The organism is Afipia sp. GAS231 (assembly GCF_900103365.1).
Taxonomy (GTDB): Bacteria; Pseudomonadota; Alphaproteobacteria; order Rhizobiales; family Xanthobacteraceae; genus Bradyrhizobium.
This window is the reverse complement of the sequence record NZ_LT629703.1, coordinates 4,729,842-4,753,699: the sequence shown is the minus strand read 5'-3', so window position 1 is coordinate 4,753,699 and position 23,858 is coordinate 4,729,842. Positions and strand designations below refer to the sequence as shown.

Here is a 23,858-nt window from a genome sequence, read left to right as displayed (position 1 = left end):
GGGGCTCTCGATTCTTGTTTTGACGCGTTTTCTACCGCAGATAAGTCTACGCAATCTGCGTAAACTTGATAGCTATGCGAACCGGCGTCCACTTCGCTGGAAAACGCTCTGGTCGAGAAGGGTTTCGCCGCCGGCGCGGTCCACGGGCCGGCGGCACAACACCGGCGGATCAGTAGCCGAGGCCCTTCTTGCTGTCATAGACCTTCATCGGATCGTCGGCTGCCGTATAGAGCTTCGATTCGGTCTGGATCCACTTCGGCGGTGTCGTGCCCTTGCCCTTGTAGGCGATGATGGCGTCGAGCGCGGGGCCGGCCATGTTCGGCGTCAGTTCGACGGTGGCGTTGGCCTCGCCGGCCGCCATCGCCTTGAAGATATCGGGCACGGCGTCGATCGATACGGTCAGAATATCCTTGCCCGGCTTGAGGCCGGCTTCCTTCATCGCCTGGATCGCGCCGACCATCATGTCGTCGTTATGGGCATAGACCGCGCAGAGCGACTTGCCGCCGCCTTCGGCCTTGATGAAGCTCTCCATCACTTCCTTGCCCTTGGCGCGGGTGAAGTCGCCGGTCTGGCTGCGCACGACTTTCAGGTTGGCGTGCTTGGCGACGACGCTGTCGAATCCCTTCTTGCGGTTGGCGGCGACGCTGGCGCCGACGGTGCCCTGCAGCTCCACGACATTGCAGGCCTTCTCGCCCACGGTCTTCGCCAGCCATTCGCCGGCGACGGCGCCTTCCTGCACGCTGTCCGAAGTGACGGCCGTGAGATAGAGATCCTTGCCGGACGGATCGATGTCGCGATCGAGCAGCACCACCGGAATCTTGGCCTCCTTGGCTTCCTTCAACACCGCATCCCAGCCGCTCGATACCACAGGCGCGAGGAAGATGGCGTCGACGCCCTGCGCGACAAAGGAGCGGATCGCCTTGATCTGGTTCTCCTGCTTCTGCTGCGCGTCGGCGATCTTGAGATTGACCTTGCGCTTGGTGGCCTCCGATTTGGAGACCGTGGTCTCTGCCGCCCGCCAACCGGATTCCGAACCGATCTGGGAAAAACCGACGGTGAGTTCGGCGGCGACAGCGGGAAGCGAGAGAGTGGTGGCAGCCAGTGCCGTGGCCGCAAGAAGGGCTTTGATGGTCATGAGGCGCGTCTCCCAAACAATGTTTGTCGCGGCGCCCGGCCTCACCAATCGGTGTCCAAGCACCTTTGCGGCTACCTGTCGCGGTAGCGGAGGGAAGTATTCCATGGGGAATATGGTCTGACTAGTAATATTATTTTACTAATTAGATCCGGTGTTGATCGATCGCCCTCGGTCAACGGCTGCCGGAAAACTGGCAATCCAAGGATGAGCCATCAAAGATATTCACGCCAAACGGACGATTGTATGGCCCTGCCATTGATGGAGCGCGGCTGAATCCGGATCGCTTCACGCTGGTGCCCAACTCTGTCAGGATATTTTGCAGGATATTTTGCAGGATATTTTGGAGGCGGCGTACCACCGCGTTCGAAACAAAAAAGAGCGGCATCAAGACGCCACAAACGGAAACGCCCCCATGCTCATCCCGATCGCCGACGTGCCGCGCTGGTATGCCGACCGCAAGCCTAAGGACGCGATTGCCGTCAGCCATGGCGCCGATGAACTGAGCTGGGAACAACTCGAGCGCAACGCCAACGCCCGCGCCCGCGCCTTTGCCGCCAAGGGCGTCAAGCCGGGCGATTTCGTCGCCATTGGGCTGCCCAACAGCAACGCGTTTTTCGAAACGACTTTTGCGGTGTGGAAATGTGGCGCGACGCCGACGTCGCTGACCTGGCGGCTGCCGCGCGGCGAGGCCGCAGCCGTGCTCGACATTCTCAGACCGTCGTTGGTGGTCGGCGGCCGGCCGGACTGGAACGCACCGAATTCGCTGCCGGCCGATTTCGTACCCGAAGGTTTCTCGGACGAACCGCTGACCAACCCGGTGGCGCGTTACTGGAAGGCGATGACCAGCGGCGGTTCGACCGGCCGGCCGAAGGTGATCCTCGATCACAGACCCGCGGTATACGACACAGCCGTCCCATCGGCGCTCGGCATTCCGCAGAACGGCTCGCTGCTCAATCCCGGCCCGCTCTATCACAATGCGCCGTTTATCGCGACGCACACCGCGTTGTTCTCCGTCACCGGCCTGGTCAAATTCGACGCCGGGGAAACGCTGCGCCTGATCGAGGCCAACAAGGTGCAATGGGTCAATTTCGTGCCGACCATGATGCACCGGATCTGGGCGCTGCCGGACGCGGTGCGTAATTCCCACGATCTCTCCAGTCTGCAGATCGTGTTTCACATGGCAGCTCCGATGCCGCCCTGGCTGAAGGAAAAATGGATCGAGTGGCTGGGGCCAGAGCGGATCTACGAACTCTATGGCGGCACCGAGGCGCAGGGCGCCGCGGTCATATCAGGCGTCGAATGGCTGGCGCACAGGGGCTCGGTCGGCAAGATCGGCGACACCAGCCGCCTGAAGATCCTTGGCGAGGATGGCAACGAGGTCGCCACCGGCGAGACCGGCGAGATCTATTTCCTGCCCAATGACGGCGCCGGCAGCACCTATCACTATCTCGGCGCCGAGCCGAAGCGCCGGCCCGACGGCTGGGAATCGCTCGGCGACATCGGCAGGCTCGATGCCGACGGCTATCTCTATCTCGGCGACCGGCTCGCCGACATGATCCTGCGCGGCGGCGCCAATATCTATCCTGCCGAAGTCGAAGCCGCCGTCACGGCACATCCTTTAGTCCGCTCCTGCGTCGTCGTCGGCCTGCCCGATCCGGAATTCGGACAACGCGTGCACGCCATCCTCGAGCTCGACCCGGCAACCGATGCGCAGGCGGTCGCCGGCGGCATGGCCGCGTTCCTCGCCGATCAGCTCAGCCGCTACAAGCATCCGGAAAGTTTCGAAATCGTGCATGTCGGCCTGCGCGACGATTCCGGTAAAGTCCGCCGCACCCTGCTGCGCGACGAACGCGCCGGCTGGATCCAGGAAAATCGCGATTTCAGGATTGTGCCGGCCCGGGCGCACGCCAAGGCGGAGTGAGCGGCGGCGGCTCGGGGCAGACGATCCCGCACGGCGCAGCCCCCGTGAAACCCGGGATCTCCTTGATTATGACGCGGTTATGAGTCGCATGGCGGCTCGTTTTGAGAGACACTTCAAAGACGGCCGTTTGCAACATAGATTGTCATCAGCTCGCGCGTCCGCTGGAAGCGCACCCGCTGGCCAGGAGACCATCGATGCCCTCTTTGACCGAATGGAAGGTACCGCCAGCCAACCAGCCGCGCCCGGGCGACTACGGTTTCGATCTGGACCGCACGCTGTCGTCGGTGGTTGGACTGCACTCGATCATCGCGCCCGACGCCTTCAGCGCCGAAACGCTCGGCACCGAACGCGCCGGCAATGGTGTGCTGATCGATGACGGATTGGTGCTGACCATCGGCTATCTCATCACCGAGGCCGAATCCGTCTGGCTGCATCGCGGCGACGGCCGCGTCGTGGAAGGCCACGCGCTCGGCTTCGATTTCGAATCCGGCTTCGGCCTGGTGCAGGCGCTCGGCAATCTCGACCTCGATCCGTTGCCGCTGGGCTCCTCCGCCGCTACCCAAATCGGCGACCCCGTCGTGGTCGGCGGCGCCGGCGGACGCACACGATCGGTCGCCAGCCAGATCGCGGCCAAGCAGGAGTTCGCCGGCTACTGGGAGTATCTGCTGGATGAAGCGATCTTCACCCATCCGGCCCATCCCAATTGGGGCGGCACCGGCCTGATCTCGAACCGTGGCGAGCTGCTCGGTATCGGCTCGCTGCAGCTCGAACGCGAGCGCGCCGGCAAGCCCGAGCATGTCAATATGATGGTGCCGATCGACCTGTTGAAGCCGGTGCTCGACGATTTGCGCAAGTTCGGCCGCGTCAACAAACCGTCGCGGCCCTGGCTTGGAATGTTCTCGACCGAGATCGACAATCGCATCGTGGTGGTCGGTATCGCCAGCAAGGGTCCGGCGGCGCGCGCCGAGCTCAAGACCGGCGACGTCATCCTCGCCGTCAACGGCGACAAGATCACCAGCCAGACCGACTTCTACCGCAAGCTATGGTCGCTCGGCCCCGCCGGCGTCGACGTGCCGCTCACGGTCTATCATGAGGGCGTCACCTTCGACGTCACGCTGACCTCGACCGATCGCGCCAGGTTCCTGAAGGCGCCGCAGCTGCATTGAATCTGCCAATATCCTCGGATCTACCGCGGTCGGCGTTCCTTTCCGACGGTGGCGCAGTCCCGCATTCTTTTGCAATCTCTGGATGTTTTTCCGGCTGGTGATATTATGGGCTGAGGGGCCAATTGCGGTCCTTTTTCGAGATTGAGGTGCCGCCGTCATGATGTGCGGCAATATTTCATCACTTTTTTGGGGGCGATGATGACAATGACACTTTATGGCTCGCGCGCCAAACGGATCGCGATTTGGCTTGGGGTATTCGGCGGCGTCGGGCTGCTTATCTGTATGGGATGCATACTGTATGACCGCACCCACGCGGATTCTTTTGTGAATTGCGCCGGCAAGTTTCCAACGCGCAATGCTTCGGAGCCTGCCAAATCCGGCGATGATGAAGCGGGCGTCTTGCGCATCGTGGATTTCTGGCCCCAACCGGTGGGAGTTTCGGACGGCATATGTATCGTCGTCGCGGGCGTTGCGAAGAAAACCGCCGATGCCGAGGCGGATGCCAAGCGCGCGCGTGTAGAGATACCGCTTCTGCTTAACAACGTTCCTGTGCCGCTTGCCTACAAGCCAACGGCAAAGGCAAGTTCTGAGCCTCAAACCTTGATGTACGAGTTCAGCCGCTCCGACAGTGCGAAGTCCGGCTCGTCAACATTCTGGCGGGACCTGCTTGCCGGCAGGGCGAGAGAAGGAACCCCCAAATTCGGCGTCAGCATCTCGCGAGCCGGCGACAACACTTCGGGACCTTCAGCAACCCGAGCCATCGAAATCACCGTGTACAGCATTCCGATTCTGCTGTCCGGCGCGGCCGCGACTGTCTTGCTGACCGCCGCATTTGTGATTTTCGCCGCGAATTCGACCGTGCTGCGCGACAGCACCATAACAAGGTTGAGCGTTGCAACTGCTGCAGCGGCCGACGCCAAGCCTGCCCTCGCCGAGGATCCTGCCAACGCCGACCTCAAGCAGAAATCAGACGATGCCACCGCAGCGGCGGCGGCGGCAGCGAACCTGGCTCAAGTTTCGACCAACCCCTCGGCACGTTCAGTCTCGGGCGAACCCAGATGGCGCTGTGGCTCGGCCTGACGGCCGCGGGCTTCATCTTCCTCTGGCTGACGCTTGGGTTCTACCTCGATGTCATCACCGCCGCGATTCTCGTGCTGCTCGGCATCAACGGCGCCACGGGGCTGGCCTCCATCGCCATCGACCATGTGACGGCACCAGCCGTTCCGCCGCTCCCGGCAGTGTCGAAGAACTTTTTCAGCGACCTGATTTGCGACGGCAGCGGCGGCGCCCAGTTGCACCGCGTTCAGGTGGTCATATGGACCTGCATTCTGGCCGTCATCTTCTTCTGGAACACGGTCTGGAATTTCACCTTCGTCAATTTCGACCCCAATCTGCTGTTGCTGATGGGGATCGCCAATTCGATGTACCTCGGCTTCAAGCCACGCGAGACACCTTGAAGGCCGTCGTTGACGTCCGTATACCGAATAGCGTCAACGACAAAAGCGAGAGCGCCGGATGAGCGAGGCCGTGGTGGACGACATCGTGGCCGTGCTGCCGCCGCTGCTGCAATCGCTGGAGACGCTTGGCTTCGTCGCGCGCCACCTCAACCCGCCGGATTTCGGCCGCGTCATGGAAGCCGCAGGCCAACCCGACGAGGCGTTGCGCGCGGTTCGTCCGCGGCTGGCGCAATGGCCCGAGGAATTTTCCGGTATCAGAACCGCACTCGAAACCTCGAGCGACGCGGCGCTGGCTTCGTTCGACGGCCTGCGCACCGTGCAGAACGGCCATGGCGACCTCGTCAGCGTGTTCAAGGCGCTGCGTTACGCGCCGCGCGCGCAGGAGGCGCTGTATGCGCTGTCGGCGAAACTGCCGCCGGTCAGTGAATTCTTCGTCGATCCCGAGCTGCGCGATGACGCCGATCTCACGGCCCGGCTCGCCGCGCCCGCCAACGACAACACCGGCATCTTTCACGACGCCAACGAGCCGGGCAGCCGCGGCGGCTTCTCGTTCTACGTTCCCGAATATTACACGCCCGATCGCCCGCTTCCGCTCGTCATGGCGCTGCATGGCGGCAGCGGCAACGGCCGCGGCTTCCTCTGGAGCTGGCTGCGCGATGCCCGCAGCCGCGGCGCCATCCTGATCGCGCCGACCGCGACCGGCCAAACCTGGGCGCTGATGGGCGACGACACCGACACGCCGAACCTGATGCGAATCCTCGAACAGGTGCGCTCGCGCTGGAACATCGATTCGAAACGAATGCTGCTAACCGGGATGAGCGACGGCGGCACCTTCTGCTACGTGACCGGTTTCGAGAGCGCCTCGCCCTTCACCCATCTGGCACCGGTGTCGGCAACCTTCCATCCGCTGATGGCCGAAATGGCCGATGCCGAACGGCTGCGCGGGCTGCCGATCCATATCGTGCACGGCAAACTCGACTGGATGTTTCCGGTGCAGGTGGCGCGGCAGACCAGCCAGGCGCTGTCAGCGGCCGGCGCCAACGTTACCTATCGCGAACTCGACGATCTCAGCCATTGCTATCCGCGCGAGATGAACGCGGAGATTTTGGCCTGGCTCAACCGCGCATGAGGTGCGGAACCATCTTCGGCTCGCCACGTTATCAGAGGAACCGGAGGGATTATCAATGCAGACGTTTATCGGAATGATCTTGGGCGCACTGCTGCTGGTATGCGGCGTCTATGTCTACGATTCCATGCAGACGTCAACCGTGGCAAATGGCCAGGCCACGACGGCCAACCGCACCATCGTCAATTGGGATGTGGCGGCGACCGACTGGGCGGCGCTAAAGACACGCGCCCATAGCGATTGGGTCAAGATTTCGTCGAAGTAAGCGCGGCAGCACTCGCCGCAACGATAAGGGCGCCCTCGTCTCGGACGGGAGCGCCCGTTTCGTCTGAGGTTGAATTTTGACGCTAGCCCTTGCCCGCCTTGGCCTTGCGGGCGTCGGCGATGACCAGTTCGAATTCCGCCATGGTCAGCACGCCGGGCACACGGAATTTTCCGACGATGAAGGACGGCGTGCCTTTGAAGCCGAACGCCAGCGCCTGATCGTTGTTGCGGGCGAGGATGGCGTCGATCGCCTTCGCATTGGTCTCGAGGTCGCGCTTGAGGCGGTCCATGTCGATACCGGCGCCCGACAACAATTCGCCGATCCGCGGCTCGGTCAGTTTCGAGGCGACGCCGATCATGGCCTCATGCGCGGCCATGAACTTGTCCTGGTATTTGGCGGCCAGCGCCATCCGGGAAGCGACCTTGGAGACCGGTCCCAGGATCGGCCAGTCCTTCAGCACCAGCCGGACCTTGCCGTCGTCCTGGATGACCTGCCGGAGTTCCGGATCGATCTTGCGGCAATACGGGCAGTTATAATCGAACCATTCGACGATCGTGATGTCGCCGTCGACATTCCCCGCCGCGGGGATTTCCGGGTCGCGCAGCACCAGCGCTTCGGTCAGAACCTCGTCATCCGCGGCTAGCGCCGGACGCGACATCGCGGCGGCGCCCAGCAGCGCCGCGCTCACGCTGAGCAGGCCGAGCGCCTCGCGGCGGCTATGGTTCCGGGCTCGATCGTTGGTTCGGTTCATTTTACTGGTCTCGCGGGGGCTGGCCTGCCCAATTATACGGTCACAACGCGGTTATGTTACGCACCAGCATATAGAGCGCCACCGCAATAATGACCACCGCGAACACAATGTTGAGCGCGCCGCGCCGCTCGGCGAGGTGCCGCGCCGAACGCGTGCCGGCCAGGCCCCCCAGGATGCCGCCCGCCACGAACAATCCCGCCAGCGCCCACGACACCAGGCCGGACCAGGCATAGCTCGCGGCCGTGGTCATGCCGAACGCGGTGACGGCGACCAGCGAGGAACTGACCGCATTCATGATCGGCATTCCCGTCGCCAGCATCAGGGCCGGCACGATCAGGAAGCCGCCGCCGATGCCGAAGAATCCGGACAGCGTGCCGGTCGCCAGGCCAAGGCCTGTGATGGCCGGCATGTTGGACATCGAAATCTTGACGTCGGGCAGCCCGATCCGCGACCGCGTCTTCAGCATCAGCATGGCGATGACCAGCATGATCAGGGCGAACAGCGCCAGCAGCTTCTGGCCTTCGACCATCTTGCCGAGGATCGAGCCCCCGAAGGCGCCGACGATGCCGGCCGCGGCGAACACCAGCGCGCAGGACCAGATCACCGTGCCGCCGCGCGCGTGGTTGGAAAGATTGATCGCGGCGTTGGCGGCAACCGCAATGGCGCTGGTGCCGATCGCGACATGGGGTTCGGGCACGCCGACGACATAGACCATCAGCGGCACCGCGAGAATCGAACCGCCGCCGCCGACCAGGCCGAGCGAGAACCCGACCAGCATGCCCGATGCCAGTCCCAGCAGGCTTTGCGTTGTGGAGATGATCAAGACGAGAGACTCACGTGTACGGCGGGACCATAGGAGGAATTTCCATAGATCACTAGGCCCGTAGCACAAAGCTGCACTGCAACAGCGCTTAGCGCACCAATAATGTCACGGCGAGCGGCACCAGCAGCGACGTCACCAGTGCATTCAGGCTCATGGCGATGCCGGCGAACACGCCGGCCACCGCATCGACCTGAAACGCCTGAGCAGTCCCGATGCCATGGGCGGCAAGGCCGACCGCGAAGCCGCGGGCACGGAAGTCCGTGATGCCGGTCCGGTTCATCAAGGGGGTGACGATGATCGCGCCCATGATACCGGTCAGGACCACCGAGACCGCGGTCAGCGACGGATCGGCATGAAGCGATTCGCTGATTCCCATCGCAACCCCCGCGGTGACGGATTTCGACGCCAGCGACAGGATGATGCCGCGCGGCAGGCCGGCCACCTGCGCCAGCACCACCACCGAGACGATTGCGGTGATGGAGCCGATCAGCAGCGCCACCAGCATCGGCAGGATAGCCGCCGCCACCACCTTGCGATTTTCATAGAGCGGCACCGCCAGCGCCACGGTGGCCGGCCCGAGCAGGAAATGCACGAACTGCGCGCCGCCGAAATAGGTGGTGTAGGAGGTGCCGGTGGCCAGCAGGAACACGCCGATGATCCAGATCGAATGCAGCACCGGATTGGCGAGCGCATGCCGGTTGGTTTTCAGCGAGACCGCGTCCACGGTCGCGTAGGTCAAGAGCGTCACCGTCAGCCACAGCAGCGGCGACTGCGACAGGTAGACCCACAGCGAGAACGGATTTTCGCTCATGGCTTTTCCCCTCCGCGCGTCATCATTCGGCTGGCGGCGAGGAAGGTCGCGACCGTGACCAGCAGGGTGATGACGACGGACACCGCGAGGACGACGAGGATAGCGACGCCGTGCTCGGCCAGCAGATCGAGTTTCTGCACCACGCCGACGCCGGCCGGGATGAACAGCAGCGACAGGTGTGCCAGCAAGCCCCGGCTGGCGCCTTCGACGCCGTCGCCCTGCAGCGGTCCGCGCGCGAGCACCGCGAAACGGTCTCGCGCCAGCAGCAACGATAGCAGAATGATCAGCCCGACCACCGGGCCCGGCATTGGCAAGCCGAGGCCGCGGACCATGACTTCACCGGCTAACTGGCAGAGCAGGATCAGGCTGAGGCTGGCAATCATGCGACCGTCCGCGTTGGGGCAACGACCGCATCAGGTCGCCGCAGCGGACGGTTGTCAATATTAGGCCGGGACCTGCGTCCTCTCCGCTGTAGGTGACGCTTCGCGGCGCGGCAGCGCCATCAGCGTACCGGTCATGGTCGCGATCAGGGTTTCGACGCCGTCATGGATCGCATAGGCGCGGCCCTCGCAGATCGTCAGCGTGCGGCCGGGTTTCACCACGGCAGCGCGGAACACGAAGTGTTCGCCGCGCGCCGGCGCCAGCAGGTTGGTCTTGAATTCCACGGTCAGGATATCGGAGCCGGCGGGCATCAGCGTGAAGGCGGCGATGCCGCAGGCGTTGTCGAGCCCCGCGGTGATGATCCCGGCATGCACGAAGCCGTTCTGCTGGGTGAATTCGGGCGCGTAGCCCATCGCCAGTTCAATTTCGCCCGGCTCCATCCGCGCGATCGAGATGCCGAGCGTGCGCATCGCGCGCTGGCGCTCGAAGGTGTCGGTCGCAATCGCGCGATAGTTCGGATTCTTCGGCTGGAACGACGACATGCGCTTCACGCCATCGCCGGTTCGGGATCGAGATGATCAAGCGCGACGTTGCGAATCGCGGGCGCGAACGGCGCCGATTTACGTGCCTGCCGGTCCATGTGGACGGCGGTGATTTCGCAGGTCGCGGCGACCTCGCCGGTCTCGGCGTTGCGCATCTCGTGCCGGAAGCGGATCGATTTTTCGCGGATCTCCAGCAATCGGCTCGTCACCTCGACGATGTCGCCGGCCAGCAGTTCGCGCTTGTAGGCGATGTTCTGCTGGACGGCCGCCATGCCGCGGCCGGATTCGCGCAAGTAGGACGGCATCAGGCCGAGCCGCGCGAACAGGTTCCAGTTGGCCTCGTCGAATTTGCCGACATACCACATGATGTTCATGTGCCCGACATGGTCGCATTGCCAGGGATAGACCGTGCCGCGATAGGTCGCGTCCGTCGCCATCGTTCGCTCCCGCTATTTTTCGCTATCTTTTCAGTCTGATACGGTAGCGTATCAAGACCGTAACGGGTTAGCAATACGGTACCGTATCAAGAATCGGTGAGAGCACATGGCCGGCGGCAAGGGCGACATCGGAACGGAGGGCATTGGAAAAGAGAGCTGGATCGAGGCCGGTTTTGCCGAAATCGCCCGCTCCGGCGTCGACGGCGTGCGGGTGGAAGTGCTGGCGAAAAACCTCGGCGTCACCAAAGGCGGCTTCTACCGCCGCTTCCGCGACCGCGCGGCGCTGCTCGAGGCCATGCTGGCTGACTGGCGCGACGGTCGCATTGCCGCGATCGAGAAACAAACCAGCCTCGATGGCACGAGCGCACGCGAACGACTGAAGGCGCTGATCGCGCTCTATTCCGAGCGGATGAATACCGAAGGCATGGGGATCGAGCTCGCGATCCGACAATGGGCCCGGTCCGACGAATTGGCGGCCGCCGCCGTCGCCGGTGTCGACGCCGCGCGTCTGAAGAATGTCGGGCAGCTCTACCGTGCCACCGGCCTGCCGGCCGAGGAAGCCGACGCGCAGGCGTTCCTGTTCTACTGCTTCATCTTCGGCCAGAGCCTGCTGTTTCTCGAGCGGGGCCCGCGCAAGCGCGCGCAACTCGTGGCGAAGTCCGCCGAGAAGCTGATCGATGGAGAATGATAAACGCGGCCGGACGATTGATCCGGCCGCGCCTGATTGCGTAAGACTTACGCCGGGCCCTTCAGCTTGCTGTTGCACTCGCTGTAATAGCCGCCGCCCTTCTGGATCCACTTCAGGCCGCCGTTGCCATTGGTGGTCTTGTTGGCGTTGTACTGGTCGACGCAAGTGTGCATGCGACCCTTGCCGGGGGTTTCCTTGGCGTACTTCGGATCGATCGCGCTCGGAAACACCGCGGGTCCGGACGGCGCAGCGGGCGCTGCCGCGGGTGCGGCTTCCTTCTTGGCTTCCTTCGGCGCGGGAGCAGGCGCCGGAGCGGCGGCGGGCGCAGCCGCGGGTGTCGCGGTGGCATCCGCACCGCAATTGGCCTTGCGGAAGTCGTTCCACTTCTGGCCGGCGAGCGTGCCGGCGGTCTTGGCGGCCTGGTATTTCGCGCTGCATTCCTGCGTGGTCAGGGCCTGCACCGGGGACGTCGCCGCAAATGCAATAAAACCCGACACCGCAACCGCACACAATATCTTGGCTTGAATGGTCATCCTTGGTCTCCTTGGGACAGTCATCTGCAGTTCCCATCCTAGCGCACGGGGAATTTGCGACAACGCGCCGGGCGATCCGACGTTCAAAATATTGTGGCGGCGAAATCGCCTTATGACCCGATCCATTCATTTGCGGTTCAGCATTGCGGCGCGACGGTTGCGGCCTTGTTTCAAACCGAGGTGCCCCCATGACCAGGATTTCCGCCTTTGCCACCGCGACCGCCATCGCTTCGCTGCTATTGATGGGCGCCGCCTCGGCGCAGACCACCGCGCCCGCCAAGACCGAGGCGCCCAAGGCCGATACCAAGGCGCCGGCGGAAAAGAAGGCCGAGAAGCCCCGCACCGCCGCCTCGCTCGAATGCTCGAAGGAAGCCGACGCCAAGGGCCTGAAGGGCAAGGAACGCAAGAAATTCCGTTCCGAATGCAAGGCCACCGCCGCGAAGGCTGACAAGCCTGCCGCGAAGTAACTGAGCTTTTGCGTCTTACCCTCCCCTGGAGGGGGAGGGAAAGAAACATTTGCGATTGCGACGCGGTGCGCATTGCTGCACCGCGTTCGCGCATTTGTCCCGCTCGAGCGGATTTGCCATAAGGTGGCGTGAACCTGATCCTCGCCTCCGTCGCATCGGCCCTTCCCGACCGCGCCAATCTGCTCAAGACCCTCGAAACGCTCGCCATCGGCGCTGCGGGCGGCCTGCTGTTTTTGTGGGCAGGCCTGCCGGGTGGGCTGATCTCGGGCGCGATGACCACGGTGGGCATCGCAGCATTGGCCGGGCGGCCGCTCGCGGTGCCGCCGCTGCTGACCCAGACCGTGCTGGTGCTGCTCGGGATATCCCTGGGTTCGCTGGTGTCGCGGCAACTGATCCAGCATGTCTCCTCCTATCCGCTGACCATCGGGCTCCTCGCGCTCGCGACCTTCTGCTCGACCTTCGGCTCTAGCCTTTATTTGAAGCGCGTTCACGGCTGGGATTCGACCTCGGCGTTGCTGGCCGGCAGCCCCGGCGCGCTGTCGCAAATCACCATTCTCGCGGTCGAGAAGGGCGCCGATGTCGCCGGGATCGCCGTGGTGCAGACCATGCGCGTGATCATCCTGACGGCGGCGCTGCCGCTCCTGGTCGCGCTCAGCGGGATCTCGGCGCAGCCCTCGCCTGTGTTCGGCACCGCGACCGCCTCGCCACTTGAGCTCGCCGCGCTGATCGCGGCTGCGATCGGGGTCGCGCTGCTGCTGCGGCTGGCAAAATTTCCGGCGAGCTGGATGTTCGGCGCGATGATCGCCTCCAGCGTGCTGCACGGCACCTCGCTGATCGAGGGCGGCCTGCCGAACTGGATTCGCAACGTGGCGCTGGTCGGCATCGGCGCCCTGATCGGCTCGCGCTTCGCGCGGATGCGAATCGCGACCCTGCTCAAGCATGTCAATGCCGGACTCGGCTCGTTCGCGGTCGCGATCGTGATTTCGGCGATCTTCGTCACCGTCATCGTACTGACCACCCATGTCCGCTTCGCCGACGTCGTGGTGGCGTTCGCACCCGGCGCGATGGACGCCATGCTGGCGCTGGCGCTGACCCTGCATATCGATCCGATCTTCGTCGGCGCGCATCATCTCTCCCGCTTCGTGTTCGTCTCGATTACGACGCCCGGCATCGTCCACCTGTTCGGACGGCCGCAGGAGGATGTCGACGATTAGGGGGGCCACACCTCCGAGCCCTCCACGTCATTGCGAGCGCAGCGAAGCAATCCATCGCGCCGCAGTAAGAAAGAATGGATTGCCGCGTCGCTTCGCTCCTCGCAATGACGTTGCAAGACATCCGCTTTTGGTCTCGCGACGCGATGCGCCCGGAGTTTTGCAAGAAATCCTTGCCCTCGATATCAGAGGGCGCAGGGAAGACCGGGTGCGCGCCGCACCCGCGGTCTCGTACGCGATAGTTGCAACAAGATTTGCGCACGAGCATACAGGTTTGGCGGAAGCCTCCGGCCTTCCCTGCGCAATGGCTTTACGGCTTATACGAGATCGTCCTGGTGACCCTGCTTTTTGTGACACCATCGCTCTCGGGCAGCGTTGGCTGCCTTCGAACTTGACGCCTGCATCGGGGCGTCGGACCCAAACGATTTCACCGTACGTAAAGACCACGCTCGTCAGTCGCGACCTTACGTCCACCGCTCCCTGCCCCTCGTTTGCGACGATGGCCAACGCCCCTTGTGTCCAAAAAATTTGGCAGAATGAGCGAACGGGCGGTTGCGGACCAACCGCCCGTTGCTGGAACTGAGCCCGTACGCCCCAAAGGCGACAGAGCCTGTACCAGAGCGAGGGACAGCTCCGGCGTCTTCCTCAACCCGAACAGTTGCAAGGGCTTCGAGCCCGTACCGAGCAAGGAAGGGAGTGGATGATGGCACAAGATGATCGCATTGTCGTGGGCATCGATGTGGCAAAGGACAAGGTGGATGCGTGCATTCGCTCGCTGTCATTGCGTCAGGTCTGTCCGAACACGGGACAAGGCCACCGCAAGCTGGTGGCCTGGCTTCGCAAGTACAAGGCAACCAGGGCTGTGATGGAGGCGAGCGGCGGTTACGAGCGTGACTGGGCCAAGCTACTGCGCCAGGCCGGTGTCGAGGTGCGGATCGTCGACCCCAAACGCGTCCGCAGCTTCGCGCTATCGGCCGGCCGGCTGGCAAAGAACGATGTGATCGACGCGGAGATGATCGCCTGGTTCGCCGAGATATTTACCGAGGCGCCGAGCCAGACCCACGATGCCGCACGCGAGGAGTTGCTGGCGCTGGTGAAAGCGCGCATCGGTCTGGGTGATCTCAAGACGCGCTTGCAAAGCCAAAACGAGCATGCTGCACCAGGACTGGTTCAGAAAACGCATGCCCGCGTCTTGAAGAATCTGGTCAGTGAAATTGCCAAGCTCGAGGCGGCAATTGCGGCCAAGATCAAGGCCTCGCCACACCTTGCCGAGCGTGCCGAGATCATCGAGAGCGTGCCGGGCCTCGCCGAAACGACCTCCGCCAACCTCATTGCGGGGATGCCGGAGCTTGGGCAGGTGAGCAACAAGATCGCCGGTGCGTTATTAGGCGCCGCCCCGTACGACGACGATAGCGGCCATCGGCGCGGTGAGCGTCATATCAAGGGTGGCCGCCGCTGGGTCCGCAACGCCATCTACATGCCCTGCCTCGGCGCAGCCACGCAGAACAACCCGGTGCTCAAGGCCTTCTACGACCGCCTGATTGCCAAGGGAAAGAAGCCGAAAGTGGTGCTTGTCGCCTGCATGCGCAAGCTCATCGTCATCCTCAACATCATGATCGCACGACGGCAGAAATGGGATCCCAGCCGTTACGCACTGAACTGAGCGAGCGCACCTCACCGCGCTCGGTCATCGACCGAGCGCATGCCAAGCCAACAGACCGGAGAGCGGACGGGGTCAAGGCCGTAAGCCGCCGAAGGCGGGGCGCGCCCCGCACCAGCCTTGAGGCCCGGCCGATCGCCGGTTTACTTCAGCACAGTTGCTCTGGTGGGACAGGATGGCGGGAGTCCTAGATCTGATTTGCCCGACGGCTCAACGGAAATATTTTTATCCGAAGGGCTGGACAGGTTTTGTTGATTTGCCCGTCGTGCCATTTTGTCGCAGGTGGCGTCGGAAGATTGTGCTTGTGCCCGGAGTGGAATCAACTTCGTAGGGTGGGCAAAGCGTTAGCGTGCCCACCATGACACCTCGCGAGCAATAGATGGTGGGCACGGCGCAAGCGCGCCTTTGCCCACCCTACGCTCACGCCCGCCGCGTTAAAACCAAACCCCACGCCGCAATGGACGCCATCGCCAGCGAGATCAGCACGTTGTAGCCGGCGAGCGAGAGGCCGAGAAAACGCCACTGCACCTCATCGCAACGCACCACCTTCACGGTGTCGAGCCGGTCGAGCAGGCTGCCGGCCTTGCCGAAATCCACCACCGGACCCGAACAATCGGTCGGGCCCTGCCAGAACTTCCATTCGACCCCGGCGTGGTAAGTGCCGAGCCAGGCATTGGCGAGCGCGGCAAGCACCAGCAGCGCCAGCCCCGCCAGCAGCACCTGACGCGGCGCACCCTTGGCCGCGAGCAAAGCGACCAACAGGCCGAGCGGGACCGCCAGGTAATAGGCGTAGCGCTGTTCGAGACAGAGCGGACAGGGCACGATGCCGAGCACCAACTGGAAGAACCAGGCCCCCGCCAAGGTCACTGCTGCGATCAGCGCCACCGCCAGCGCGGCCGACAGCGCGGGATTGGCGGAAAGGCGCGACTGCGACGGATGGGCGGCGGCATAGGATGTCACGGGAATCTCCTGCAAAATGGTCCTATCCCGCGGACGCGGCACTGTCGAGGCAGCCAACAATCACATCCGCGCGGGTTGACCCGGGCAGACCTGCAGCTATATTCCGCCCGCTTCGCGACACCGCCCCTTTGGGCCGATGTCCGAATGCCCCTGTGGCGGAATTGGTAGACGCGCTCGACTCAAAATCGAGTTCCGCAAGGAGTGCTGGTTCGATTCCGGCCAGGGGCACCAAGCAGCTTGTCGAGAAAAGGTGCCATTCATGCGGTGAGCCGATTTGAAAGCTCAAACGCCACTACATTTAAGGCCGCAGATCCATCATTTCAGGCTGGCCGCCTTCAGGATTGCGTCGGTATCAGTCAGCCAGACCGCGTCATCCGCCTTGAGGCGCACGAGAACACGGCGCAAGGCGGCCGCCCCGTCGGGCGTGCCTATTACAAAGGGATGGATTCCGATAACGACGGTCGTTGCTTCTCGCGCAGGGTCGGCGCGGGCTTCCCGGGCCAGCTCCAATACGTAGTCCAGCCAGAGCGCTTCGATCTCGACGGGCGTTTTCATCCGTGCCAGTTGCTGGCCCATGTCGACCGTGACGACCGGATAGGGCAGCAACACCAACGACCCGTCCGGCGTCTTCAGGCTTGAAATGATGTCGGAATCCATCTGGTCGAGGTTATAGGTGATGCCCTCGGCCGCCATTGCCTGCATCGTGTCGCCATCGGCATAGACGCTCGGAGACGACCAGCCGGTCGCTTTAACGCCAGTCGTGCCGGCGATCAGATCGAGCGTCGCGCGGACGTAAGCTTTCTGTTCGGCGAGCCCACGGCCGAGCGGCAGGATGTGGTTGCTGTTGTTCATGCCGTGGGCGACGATTGGCGCATTCGGCAGTGCTGCGCGCAACTCCTTCCACACCGACGCGTGTGCACCGGGAAATTCGGCGTTCAGCACGATGCTGAGCGGAACATCCAATTCCTTGAACAATCGGCCAACGCGCGCTATGCCCCAGTCAATCGCGTATTGACGGAAAGCCTCGTTGACGAGGTCCGGGTTACGGGTCGCAAGGTCCGGACGGAAGACAGGGCCTTGGCCGAAGCCGAACTCCTCGACAAATAGTGCGAAACTGACCGCGACCTTTTTGCCGGCAGGCCAGGCGGCGACATGGACCGGGTCGCGCGCAAAGCCAGTGACCCGGTCAATTCCACCTTGCGCAAACGTCGAAGCGGGAAACTGAGCGGCGAGCAGCAACGCCATTCCGGCGATGAAGCCGATCTCTCGAGCCGCTGCGCCCACAAGAGGCTTGAAAAAGTCGCCCTCACGCATTCGCCATCCTGACAAGACGTCCTTGGCCTTGGCTCGCTCCTCAAGCCTCGGCTGGCGCGCCGCGGAGCTAATCCTGGTTATAAGGGAGTTTTTTTATCACGCATTCCTTGATTCTCGGAAAATGATTCGAGTCGGCGTTAGATCGAACGACTTCGCCAACGGCCAAATCTACACACTCCTTCGCATGAAGACCGGTTCGATTCGCGGCCAGGGGCGCCAGCCTTCGCTGCTGCGCAGCTACGGCTTGGCAGGCCAGTTTACCGCGCCGTAGCTCGCAGAGCGTAGGCGGGCCACGCAAGATCGCAAGGGCGAAGCGTGGCTACCCACGCTGCGCTCGTCTTTGGATGCGGCGGATCTTACGTCCCGCGTCCCCGCGCCTGTTTCCCGGCTACATCAGATGAAAATCGTGCCAATCGAGCTTGGCATCATGAACCGGCGAGGCCTCGAGATGAACGTCACCCTGTCCTGGGTTGGGCAGGTTCGCGGAGAGATGCAGGAGCGCATCCGCGAGTGAGGCACCTTGCGGAGCGATGTGCGGGTCGTTGTTGATGGTCAAGCTGCCTCCGCCGGCGCCGTTTGCAAACACGAAGCCGTCTTTGAGGGTGTCCACCAGGGCTGAAACGTCGTTGCCGTGGTGCGCGGCTTCTCCAGGGTTGTGGTCGGCGACGAACTCGGCGCCATGGGCGCTGCCGAATTTGAAACCGGGCGCGTTGGCCGCGGAAACGAGTGCGGTGAACTGTCCGGTCAGCGGATCGACCACGCCGAACGCATTGCCGACCGAGGCAAAGTAGTCGTTGGTGTTGAGGCCGGTGGCGTGAACCGCAAGCACGCGGTTGTCGGCGGTATCGGACAGATAGAACGTTCCGGCGCTGGCATCGACCTTGAGCACGTCGTCGAGCCCGGCGCCAGCCGGCTGGCCTTGCACCTGGGTGAAGGTGACCGATTGGTGCGAGGTGCCGGCATCGTGCACATCGATGATGACCTGGTCGCTGCCGCTGGCAAACAGCAGATCGCCATTCGGCGCGAGCTTGAGCGAGTCCGGATCGTTCTGTGGGATGACTTCGGTCTTGCCGGTTTCGAGATTGAGGCCAGTGTCGCCGAAGGCGAGGATTGGCTTGGTCTTGAGCGAACCATCCGGGTCATTGCCGTTGGTCAGTTGCACCAGTGTCGGATCGCCGGGATTGACCGGGTTGGTATAGCTCAAAAACTCCTTGCCGTGGGTGAACACGACGTCGTCATAGCCTCGCGTCGAGGAGGGATCTGCATAGGACAACGGCTTGCTGACCGTGTGGTCTTCGGGATCGATGATGCTCAGGGTGGAATTGCCGTCCTGGTTCTGCAGCGCCCAGATATCGCCGGTGTACGGATCGAACTTCAGACCGTCGACGTAACCGCCGATCTGATAGCTGTGATCGATATGCCCGTTGCGATCATATTCGACGATCGTGCTGTGACCCGACAGGCCGGTGGAGTCGGCGCCGTTGGTGTAGGCAACCCAGATGTCGCCGTTCGCCAGCGTGATGGAATCCGGCGACTTGCTGCCGGCGGGCGCGACCGCCAGGGTAGAGATGTGATCGACTTCGGCCGCTTCGGAATGGTGGTCGGCGACGAACTCGACGCCGTGGGCGCTGCCAAACTTGAAACCGGGCGCGTTCGCGGCGGAAACGAGCGCGGTGAACTGGCCGGTCAGCGGATCGACCTCGCCGAAGGCATCGCCGACCGAGGCGTAGTAGTCGTTGGTGTTGAGACCCGTGGCGTGGAACGTGAGCACGCGGTTGTCGGCTGTATCGGACAGATAGAACGTTCCGGCGGTGGCATCGACCTTGAGCACGTCGTCGAGCCCGGCGCCGGGTGGCACGCCTTGCACCTGGGTGAAGGCGACCGATTGGTGCGAGGTGCCGGGGTTTTGCACATCGATGATGACCTGGTCGCTGCCGCTGGCAAACAGCAGGTCGCCGTTCGGCGCGAGCTTGAGCGAGTCGGGATCATTCTGCGGGATGATCTCGGTCTTGCCGGTTTCGAGATTAATGCCTTGATCGCCGAACTTCAGGATCGCCTGGGTCTTGAGCGGACCATCCGGATCGTTGCCGTTGGTCAACTGCACCAGCGTCGGATCGCCGGGATTGACCGGATTGGTGAAGCTCAAAAACTCCTTGCCGTGGGTGAACACGACGTCGTCGTAGCCTCGCGTCGAGGAGGGATCTGCATAGGACAACGGCTTGCTGACCGTGTGGTCTTCGGGATCGATGATGCTCAGGGTGGAATTGCCGTCCTGGTTCTGCAGCGCCCAGATGTCGCCGGTATACGGATCGAACTTCAGACCGTCGACGTAACCGTTGATTTGATAGCTGTGATCGATATGGCCGGAGCGATCATATTCGACGATCGTGCTGGAACCCGACAGGCCGGTGGAATCGGCGCCGTTGGTGTAGGCAACCCAGATGTCGCCATTCGCCAACGTGATGGAATCCGGCGACTTGCTGCCAGCGGGCGCGACGGCCAGGGTAGAAATGTGATCGATTTTTGTCATGACAAAGATCCTGCGTTCGGCGGGGCGTGATGCGATTGAGAGGCAATCACATCGATGTAACCGCGATACGACGCTCGGATGTCGGGATCGCGGGAACCGCCGCCGGCGTCAGGACAATGCTTGCAAGCGGGTAACACCCGCCCGTTTGGTATCGGCGGGGCGCCCGGCCTTGAGGTGGTGACCAAGCTTGCTTTCTGACATAGCCAGGAGCGATGGGTTTCGCTTCGCTCTACCTATCTTGCGCGCTATCGCCTTCGCGATTTCCGTGCTCCAATGAAAATATAACTCGACTTGTCCTCTATAAGGGCAAGCGCATTTCAATAACGGGATGGAAGCGATGGAATTGAAGGGTACGGTTGCACTGGTGACAGGCGGCAATGGCGGGCTGGGGCAGCGCATCTGCCACGCGCTCGCAAAGGAGGGCGTACATATCGCCGTCATGTATGCGAAGAGCCGCGAGCAGGCGGAAGGCGTCGCCAGCGAACTGAAATCGCAATATCAGGTCAACGCGCACGCTTTCGCCTGTGACATCACAGACGACGCGGCCGTCCATCGGCTGATCGGCGAGGTAACCCAGGCGTTCGGCCGCGTCGACATCCTGATCAATGATGCCGCTTACAACCTCTCGATCCCGTTCGGCGATCTTGACAGTCTCTCGATGGAAGTATGGGACAGGATCATGGCCACCAACCTGACGGGGCCGATGCGCCTGACCAAGGCGGTGGCTCCCGTCATGAAGGCCCAGGGCCAAGGCCGCATCGTCAACATCGCGTCCGTCGCAGGGCTGAGCCCGACCGGCTCTTCCATCGCCTATGCGGTGTCGAAGGCGGGGCTGATTCACCTGACGCGCTGCATGGCGGTGGCACTGGCGCCCGAGACGCTGGTCAACTGCGTGGCGCCGGGCCTCCTGGACGGCACGCGCGCGACCGCCAATCTCAAGCCCGAGCAGGTCGAGCGCTCCGCGTCGAGTTCACTGCTGAAGAAGCCCGCCGACAAGGACGACTGCGCCGACATGGTGGTCACCATGTGCCGCACCGAGACCATGACCGGCCAGACGGTCGTCATCGACGCGGGGCGGATATTTCATTGAGAGGACGGGCTTGGCCGGATAGCAGATCCCGCGCGGCACGGCCTGCATCGGAGATCCTCCCAGCAACCGTCGAAGTGTTCTCGGCAACGATCTGAAGAAAGGACCGCCGATATCCTGCTGCAGAAAGCGGACGCGATAGCGTGCTCACGACAGCACCTCGCCGGTGTGATCCTTCAGCATCAGCACCGTTATCAGGCTGATGGTGGCCGCTCCCATCAGGTAGAACGCCACCGAGATCGGCTGCCCCGTCGAGCCGATCAGCGCGGTAATGATCGCCGGCGTAAATCCGCCGAAGATCGCCACACCAAGGCTGTAGGTCAGGGAAATTCCGGTCGCCCGAACCGCCGTCGGAAACAGCTCCGCCAGTACCGCGGATGCCGGCGCCGTGTAGATCAACATGCAGACGGCAACAGCGATCTGCGTGGCGATCAGATGTTGCGTGGATGGCGCTGCAATCAAATACGAGAATGCGGGATAAGCCACGACCACAAGGCCGAGCGCGCCCACGATCATGACGCGCTTGCGCTGGAACCGGTCCGCCAGAATACCCACCACCGGGCAGAACAGAAGCACGGTGCCGACCACCAGCGGCCCAAGATAGGATTGGGAGAGCGAGACTTTCAGCTCCCGCACCGCAAATGTCGGGAAGTAATTGGTGATGTATTGGGCAACCGTCCACAGCATGACGACCAGCATGCCCGTCAGAACCGCGCGCCAATGGTCTCGCAACACGACGAGGATCGGCAGCTCCTTTGCGTGCTGGGACGCCTTGAACAGCGGAGCATCCTCGAGCTCGCGGCGAATATACAGTCCAACGGGTGCGATCAGCAGGCCGACCACAAATGCGAGGCGCCAGCCCCAATCAAGGATCGCATCGGCCGGCAACAGCAGCGCGATGGTGGTCGCGACCAGGCCTGACAGCAATGTCGATCCGCCCTGCGACAATTGCTGGAACGAAGCATATAGACCGCGACGCTCAGGCGGCGCGTATTCGACCAGCGTCGACACCGCCCCGCCGATTTCGCCTCCGGCGGAAAAGCCCTGAATCAGGCGCGCCAGCAGAATAACGATGGGTGCCGCGATTCCGATGCTGTTGTAGCCAGGGCAGAGCGCGATGATGCCGGTGCCAAGCGCCATCAGCATGATCGTCAGGCTGAGCGCATCGCGCCGCCCGCGCCTGTCGGCATAGCCGCCGAGAAAGGCCGCGCCGAAGGGCCGCGCGACAAAGCCCAGCCCGAATGTTACCAGGCCCAGCATCAAGGAGACGACTTCGTTGTCGGCCGGAAAGAACGTCTTCGAGATCGGCACCGCGAACGCGGCATAGATCGTGAAATCGTACCATTCGAGCATGTTGCCGACCGTTGCGGCAACAACTGCGCGGCCGACCGATTGGCGTGGATTCGCCGTCGTTATTTCCGCAATTGCGCTCACCCCTACCCCCGATGTTGTTTGAGTTTCTTGAGACGTCAGAATCAACGGAGACATGACGAGGGCCGGATTCATCCGACAGTTCGACTCTCGTCAAAGCCATCACGTGTCCGCGCGCGCCAGCGGCGCCGCAAAGAACTTGCACGTAAGTTCCTGTTATGCAATTATTTATTTAAATTAGGAAAATCTATGCGAAAAATGAATAGTCAAAAGATGGCATCCGGCGCCGCGGAAGGCATCAGCGTTCGTCCCTCGCTGCGCGAGATCGAGGCCCTGCGCGCCATGGTCGCGACTGGAAAAACCACGCAGGCAGCGCGCGATCTCGGCACCTCGCAACCTTCCGTTTCGCGCGCGATCGCAAGCCTCGAAGCACGGCTGGGTCAGCCGCTGTTCATGCGAAGAAACGGCCGCCTGGCGCCGACCGCGGAAGCGCTCGCGTTCGAGGCGCGCGCGGCGGTGATCTTTGATCTGCTCGACCAGCTTGCCGCGCCGCGGGCCGGCATCGATGCCGTGACCACGATCCGCTTCGCAACTCCGCCAACGCTGGCAAACCTGTTTCTGGCGCCGATACTCGCCCGCTTCATCGCGAGCGAGCCAAGGGTGAGGGTTCAGGTCGAGATCGGCAAATCAACCGACTGCCTCGCGGCGGTGGCGGAAGGCAGCGCCGACCTCGGACTTGTCGACCAGACGCCATCCCATGACGGCGTCCGGCTGGAGGTCTTCCGGCGGGCGCGGCCGCATGCGTTGTTGCCGAAACGCCATCGTCTGGCGAGCCGGCCGGAACTGGCGATCGGCGATCTCGTCGGCGAACGCATCCTTGCCCTCAGCCGGCGCTTTTCGCTTCGCACCAAACTCGACGCCGCATTTGCGGCGCAGCGCGCCGAGCCGCTGATCGTCGCAGAAGCAACGACCTCGGTGTTTCTGGCCGAAATGGTGCGGGCAGGTCTTGGAATTGCCGTTCTAAATCCGTTCCCGCTTGAACTGCGTCCAGACAAAGCCCTGGTGTTCCGGCCACTGGACCTCAAGATCTCGCTGGAGACCGCCGTTGTCGTTCCGGCCAGAGGATCACTGGCGCCGGCGGCGCGCGCGCTGGCCAATTTCATCCGCGCCGAGCAGCCGGCCAGTCCTTTTTCGACTCCCGTCAAATGAACCACGCAATCGG

25 protein-coding genes and 1 tRNA gene are annotated in these 23,858 nt (G+C 63.0%); 13 read left to right on the top strand and 13 right to left on the bottom strand.

The window, feature by feature from the left end; genetic code table 11:
- Positions 1-169: 169 nt before the first annotated feature.
- Positions 170-1,135, bottom strand: coding sequence for a galactofuranose ABC transporter, galactofuranose-binding protein YtfQ (ytfQ, locus tag BLS26_RS22435; RefSeq protein WP_092514706.1), 966 nt, complete (start codon positions 1,133-1,135; stop codon positions 170-172).
- A 172-nt stretch (positions 1,136-1,307) separates the two neighbouring features.
- Positions 1,308-1,520, bottom strand: coding sequence for a hypothetical protein (locus BLS26_RS35905; RefSeq protein ID WP_157676550.1), 213 nt, complete (start codon positions 1,518-1,520; stop codon positions 1,308-1,310).
- Positions 1,521-1,547: 27 nt separating this feature from the next.
- Between BLS26_RS35905 and BLS26_RS22430 the strand changes: the two genes are divergently transcribed.
- The 6 genes from BLS26_RS22430 to BLS26_RS22405 all read left to right on the top strand — a co-directional run bounded on the left by BLS26_RS22430 (position 1,548) and on the right by BLS26_RS22405 (position 7,070).
- Positions 1,548-3,056: an AMP-binding protein gene (locus BLS26_RS22430; RefSeq protein ID WP_092514705.1), complete on the top strand. Its 1,509-nt coding sequence runs from the start codon at positions 1,548-1,550 to the stop codon at positions 3,054-3,056.
- 194 nt (positions 3,057-3,250) lie between these two features.
- Positions 3,251-4,222 carry a S1C family serine protease gene (locus tag BLS26_RS22425; protein WP_092514703.1) on the top strand — a complete coding sequence of 324 codons (972 nt, stop codon included), beginning with the start codon at positions 3,251-3,253 and terminating at the stop codon, positions 4,220-4,222.
- A 198-nt stretch (positions 4,223-4,420) separates the two neighbouring features.
- Entirely contained in the window at positions 4,421-5,302 is an 882-nt protein-coding gene (locus tag BLS26_RS22420) for a hypothetical protein (protein ID WP_157676549.1), read from the top strand.
- Positions 5,281-5,679 carry a hypothetical protein gene (locus BLS26_RS22415; protein ID WP_092514701.1) on the top strand — a complete coding sequence of 133 codons (399 nt, stop codon included), beginning with the start codon at positions 5,281-5,283 and terminating at the stop codon, positions 5,677-5,679. Before BLS26_RS22420 ends, BLS26_RS22415 begins: the two co-directional genes overlap by 22 nt.
- A gap of 58 nt (positions 5,680-5,737) precedes the next feature.
- Positions 5,738-6,808, top strand: coding sequence for a phospholipase (locus BLS26_RS22410; protein WP_092514700.1), 1,071 nt, complete (start codon positions 5,738-5,740; stop codon positions 6,806-6,808).
- Between the two features lie 55 nt (positions 6,809-6,863).
- The gene (locus BLS26_RS22405) at positions 6,864-7,070 is read left to right on the top strand and encodes a hypothetical protein (protein ID WP_092514699.1); all 207 of its coding nucleotides are present in this window, start codon (positions 6,864-6,866) and stop codon (positions 7,068-7,070) included.
- Between the two features lie 82 nt (positions 7,071-7,152).
- On the opposite strand, the gene BLS26_RS22400 is transcribed toward BLS26_RS22405, so the two are convergent.
- From BLS26_RS22400 to BLS26_RS22375, 6 genes are all read right to left on the bottom strand, one after another.
- Complete coding sequence (locus BLS26_RS22400) at positions 7,153-7,821, bottom strand: DsbA family protein (protein WP_092514698.1); 669 nt, start codon at positions 7,819-7,821, stop codon at positions 7,153-7,155.
- Positions 7,822-7,861: 40 nt separating this feature from the next.
- Positions 7,862-8,641, bottom strand: a complete 780-nt coding sequence (locus BLS26_RS22395; RefSeq protein WP_092518393.1) for a sulfite exporter TauE/SafE family protein — start codon at positions 8,639-8,641, stop codon at positions 7,862-7,864.
- 91 nt (positions 8,642-8,732) lie between these two features.
- A complete protein-coding gene (locus BLS26_RS22390) occupies positions 8,733-9,455 on the bottom strand; it encodes an LrgB family protein (RefSeq protein WP_092514697.1) in 723 nt (240 codons plus the stop codon).
- Complete coding sequence (locus BLS26_RS22385) at positions 9,452-9,838, bottom strand: CidA/LrgA family protein (protein ID WP_092514696.1); 387 nt, start codon at positions 9,836-9,838, stop codon at positions 9,452-9,454. Before BLS26_RS22385 ends, BLS26_RS22390 begins: the two co-directional genes overlap by 4 nt.
- A gap of 60 nt (positions 9,839-9,898) precedes the next feature.
- Positions 9,899-10,378 (bottom strand): PaaI family thioesterase, encoded by a 480-nt coding sequence (locus BLS26_RS22380; RefSeq protein ID WP_092518392.1) that lies wholly within the window; start codon positions 10,376-10,378, stop codon positions 9,899-9,901.
- A 5-nt stretch (positions 10,379-10,383) separates the two neighbouring features.
- Positions 10,384-10,815, bottom strand: a complete 432-nt coding sequence (locus tag BLS26_RS22375; RefSeq protein WP_092514695.1) for a thioesterase family protein — start codon at positions 10,813-10,815, stop codon at positions 10,384-10,386.
- Positions 10,816-10,921: 106 nt separating this feature from the next.
- Here BLS26_RS22375 and BLS26_RS22370 point away from each other — a divergent pair, with 106 nt between their 5' ends.
- Positions 10,922-11,503 carry a TetR/AcrR family transcriptional regulator gene (locus BLS26_RS22370; RefSeq protein WP_092514694.1) on the top strand — a complete coding sequence of 194 codons (582 nt, stop codon included), beginning with the start codon at positions 10,922-10,924 and terminating at the stop codon, positions 11,501-11,503.
- Between the two features lie 47 nt (positions 11,504-11,550).
- Here the strand turns inward: BLS26_RS22370 and BLS26_RS22365 are convergent, their stop codons facing one another.
- Positions 11,551-12,036, bottom strand: a complete 486-nt coding sequence (locus BLS26_RS22365; protein WP_092514693.1) for a hypothetical protein — start codon at positions 12,034-12,036, stop codon at positions 11,551-11,553.
- Positions 12,037-12,224: 188 nt separating this feature from the next.
- Here BLS26_RS22365 and BLS26_RS22360 point away from each other — a divergent pair, with 188 nt between their 5' ends.
- The 3 genes from BLS26_RS22360 to BLS26_RS22350 all read left to right on the top strand — a co-directional run bounded on the left by BLS26_RS22360 (position 12,225) and on the right by BLS26_RS22350 (position 15,377).
- Entirely contained in the window at positions 12,225-12,503 is a 279-nt protein-coding gene (locus tag BLS26_RS22360; protein ID WP_092514692.1) for a PsiF family protein, read from the top strand.
- A gap of 128 nt (positions 12,504-12,631) precedes the next feature.
- Positions 12,632-13,717 carry an AbrB family transcriptional regulator gene (locus tag BLS26_RS22355; RefSeq protein ID WP_092514690.1) on the top strand — a complete coding sequence of 362 codons (1,086 nt, stop codon included), beginning with the start codon at positions 12,632-12,634 and terminating at the stop codon, positions 13,715-13,717.
- A 697-nt stretch (positions 13,718-14,414) separates the two neighbouring features.
- A complete protein-coding gene (locus tag BLS26_RS22350) occupies positions 14,415-15,377 on the top strand; it encodes an IS110 family transposase (protein WP_092509475.1) in 963 nt (320 codons plus the stop codon).
- Between the two features lie 417 nt (positions 15,378-15,794).
- On the opposite strand, the gene BLS26_RS22345 is transcribed toward BLS26_RS22350, so the two are convergent.
- The gene (locus BLS26_RS22345; RefSeq protein ID WP_092514688.1) at positions 15,795-16,334 is read right to left on the bottom strand and encodes a disulfide bond formation protein B; all 540 of its coding nucleotides are present in this window, start codon (positions 16,332-16,334) and stop codon (positions 15,795-15,797) included.
- Positions 16,335-16,480: 146 nt separating this feature from the next.
- Here BLS26_RS22345 and BLS26_RS22340 point away from each other — a divergent pair.
- Positions 16,481-16,565 (top strand) — tRNA-Leu (locus BLS26_RS22340).
- 84 nt (positions 16,566-16,649) lie between these two features.
- Here the strand turns inward: BLS26_RS22340 and BLS26_RS22335 are convergent.
- Positions 16,650-17,648 carry a polysaccharide deacetylase gene (locus BLS26_RS22335; protein ID WP_092514687.1) on the bottom strand — a complete coding sequence of 333 codons (999 nt, stop codon included), beginning with the start codon at positions 17,646-17,648 and terminating at the stop codon, positions 16,650-16,652.
- A gap of 388 nt (positions 17,649-18,036) precedes the next feature.
- Positions 18,037-20,178: a hypothetical protein gene (locus BLS26_RS22330; protein WP_092514686.1), complete on the bottom strand. Its 2,142-nt coding sequence runs from the start codon at positions 20,176-20,178 to the stop codon at positions 18,037-18,039.
- Between the two features lie 337 nt (positions 20,179-20,515).
- On the opposite strand from BLS26_RS22330, the gene BLS26_RS22325 reads away from it, so the two are divergent.
- Positions 20,516-21,268 (top strand): SDR family NAD(P)-dependent oxidoreductase, encoded by a 753-nt coding sequence (locus BLS26_RS22325; RefSeq protein ID WP_157676548.1) that lies wholly within the window; start codon positions 20,516-20,518, stop codon positions 21,266-21,268.
- A 144-nt stretch (positions 21,269-21,412) separates the two neighbouring features.
- Here BLS26_RS22325 and BLS26_RS22320 read toward each other — a convergent pair whose 3' ends face one another.
- Positions 21,413-22,699 (bottom strand): MFS transporter, encoded by a 1,287-nt coding sequence (locus BLS26_RS22320; protein ID WP_197681269.1) that lies wholly within the window; start codon positions 22,697-22,699, stop codon positions 21,413-21,415.
- A 195-nt stretch (positions 22,700-22,894) separates the two neighbouring features.
- Here BLS26_RS22320 and BLS26_RS22315 point away from each other — a divergent pair, with 195 nt between their 5' ends.
- On the top strand, positions 22,895-23,845 hold the full coding sequence (locus BLS26_RS22315) for a LysR family transcriptional regulator (protein ID WP_172804665.1): 951 nt from the start codon (positions 22,895-22,897) through the stop codon (positions 23,843-23,845).
- Positions 23,846-23,858: the final 13 nt, after the last annotated feature.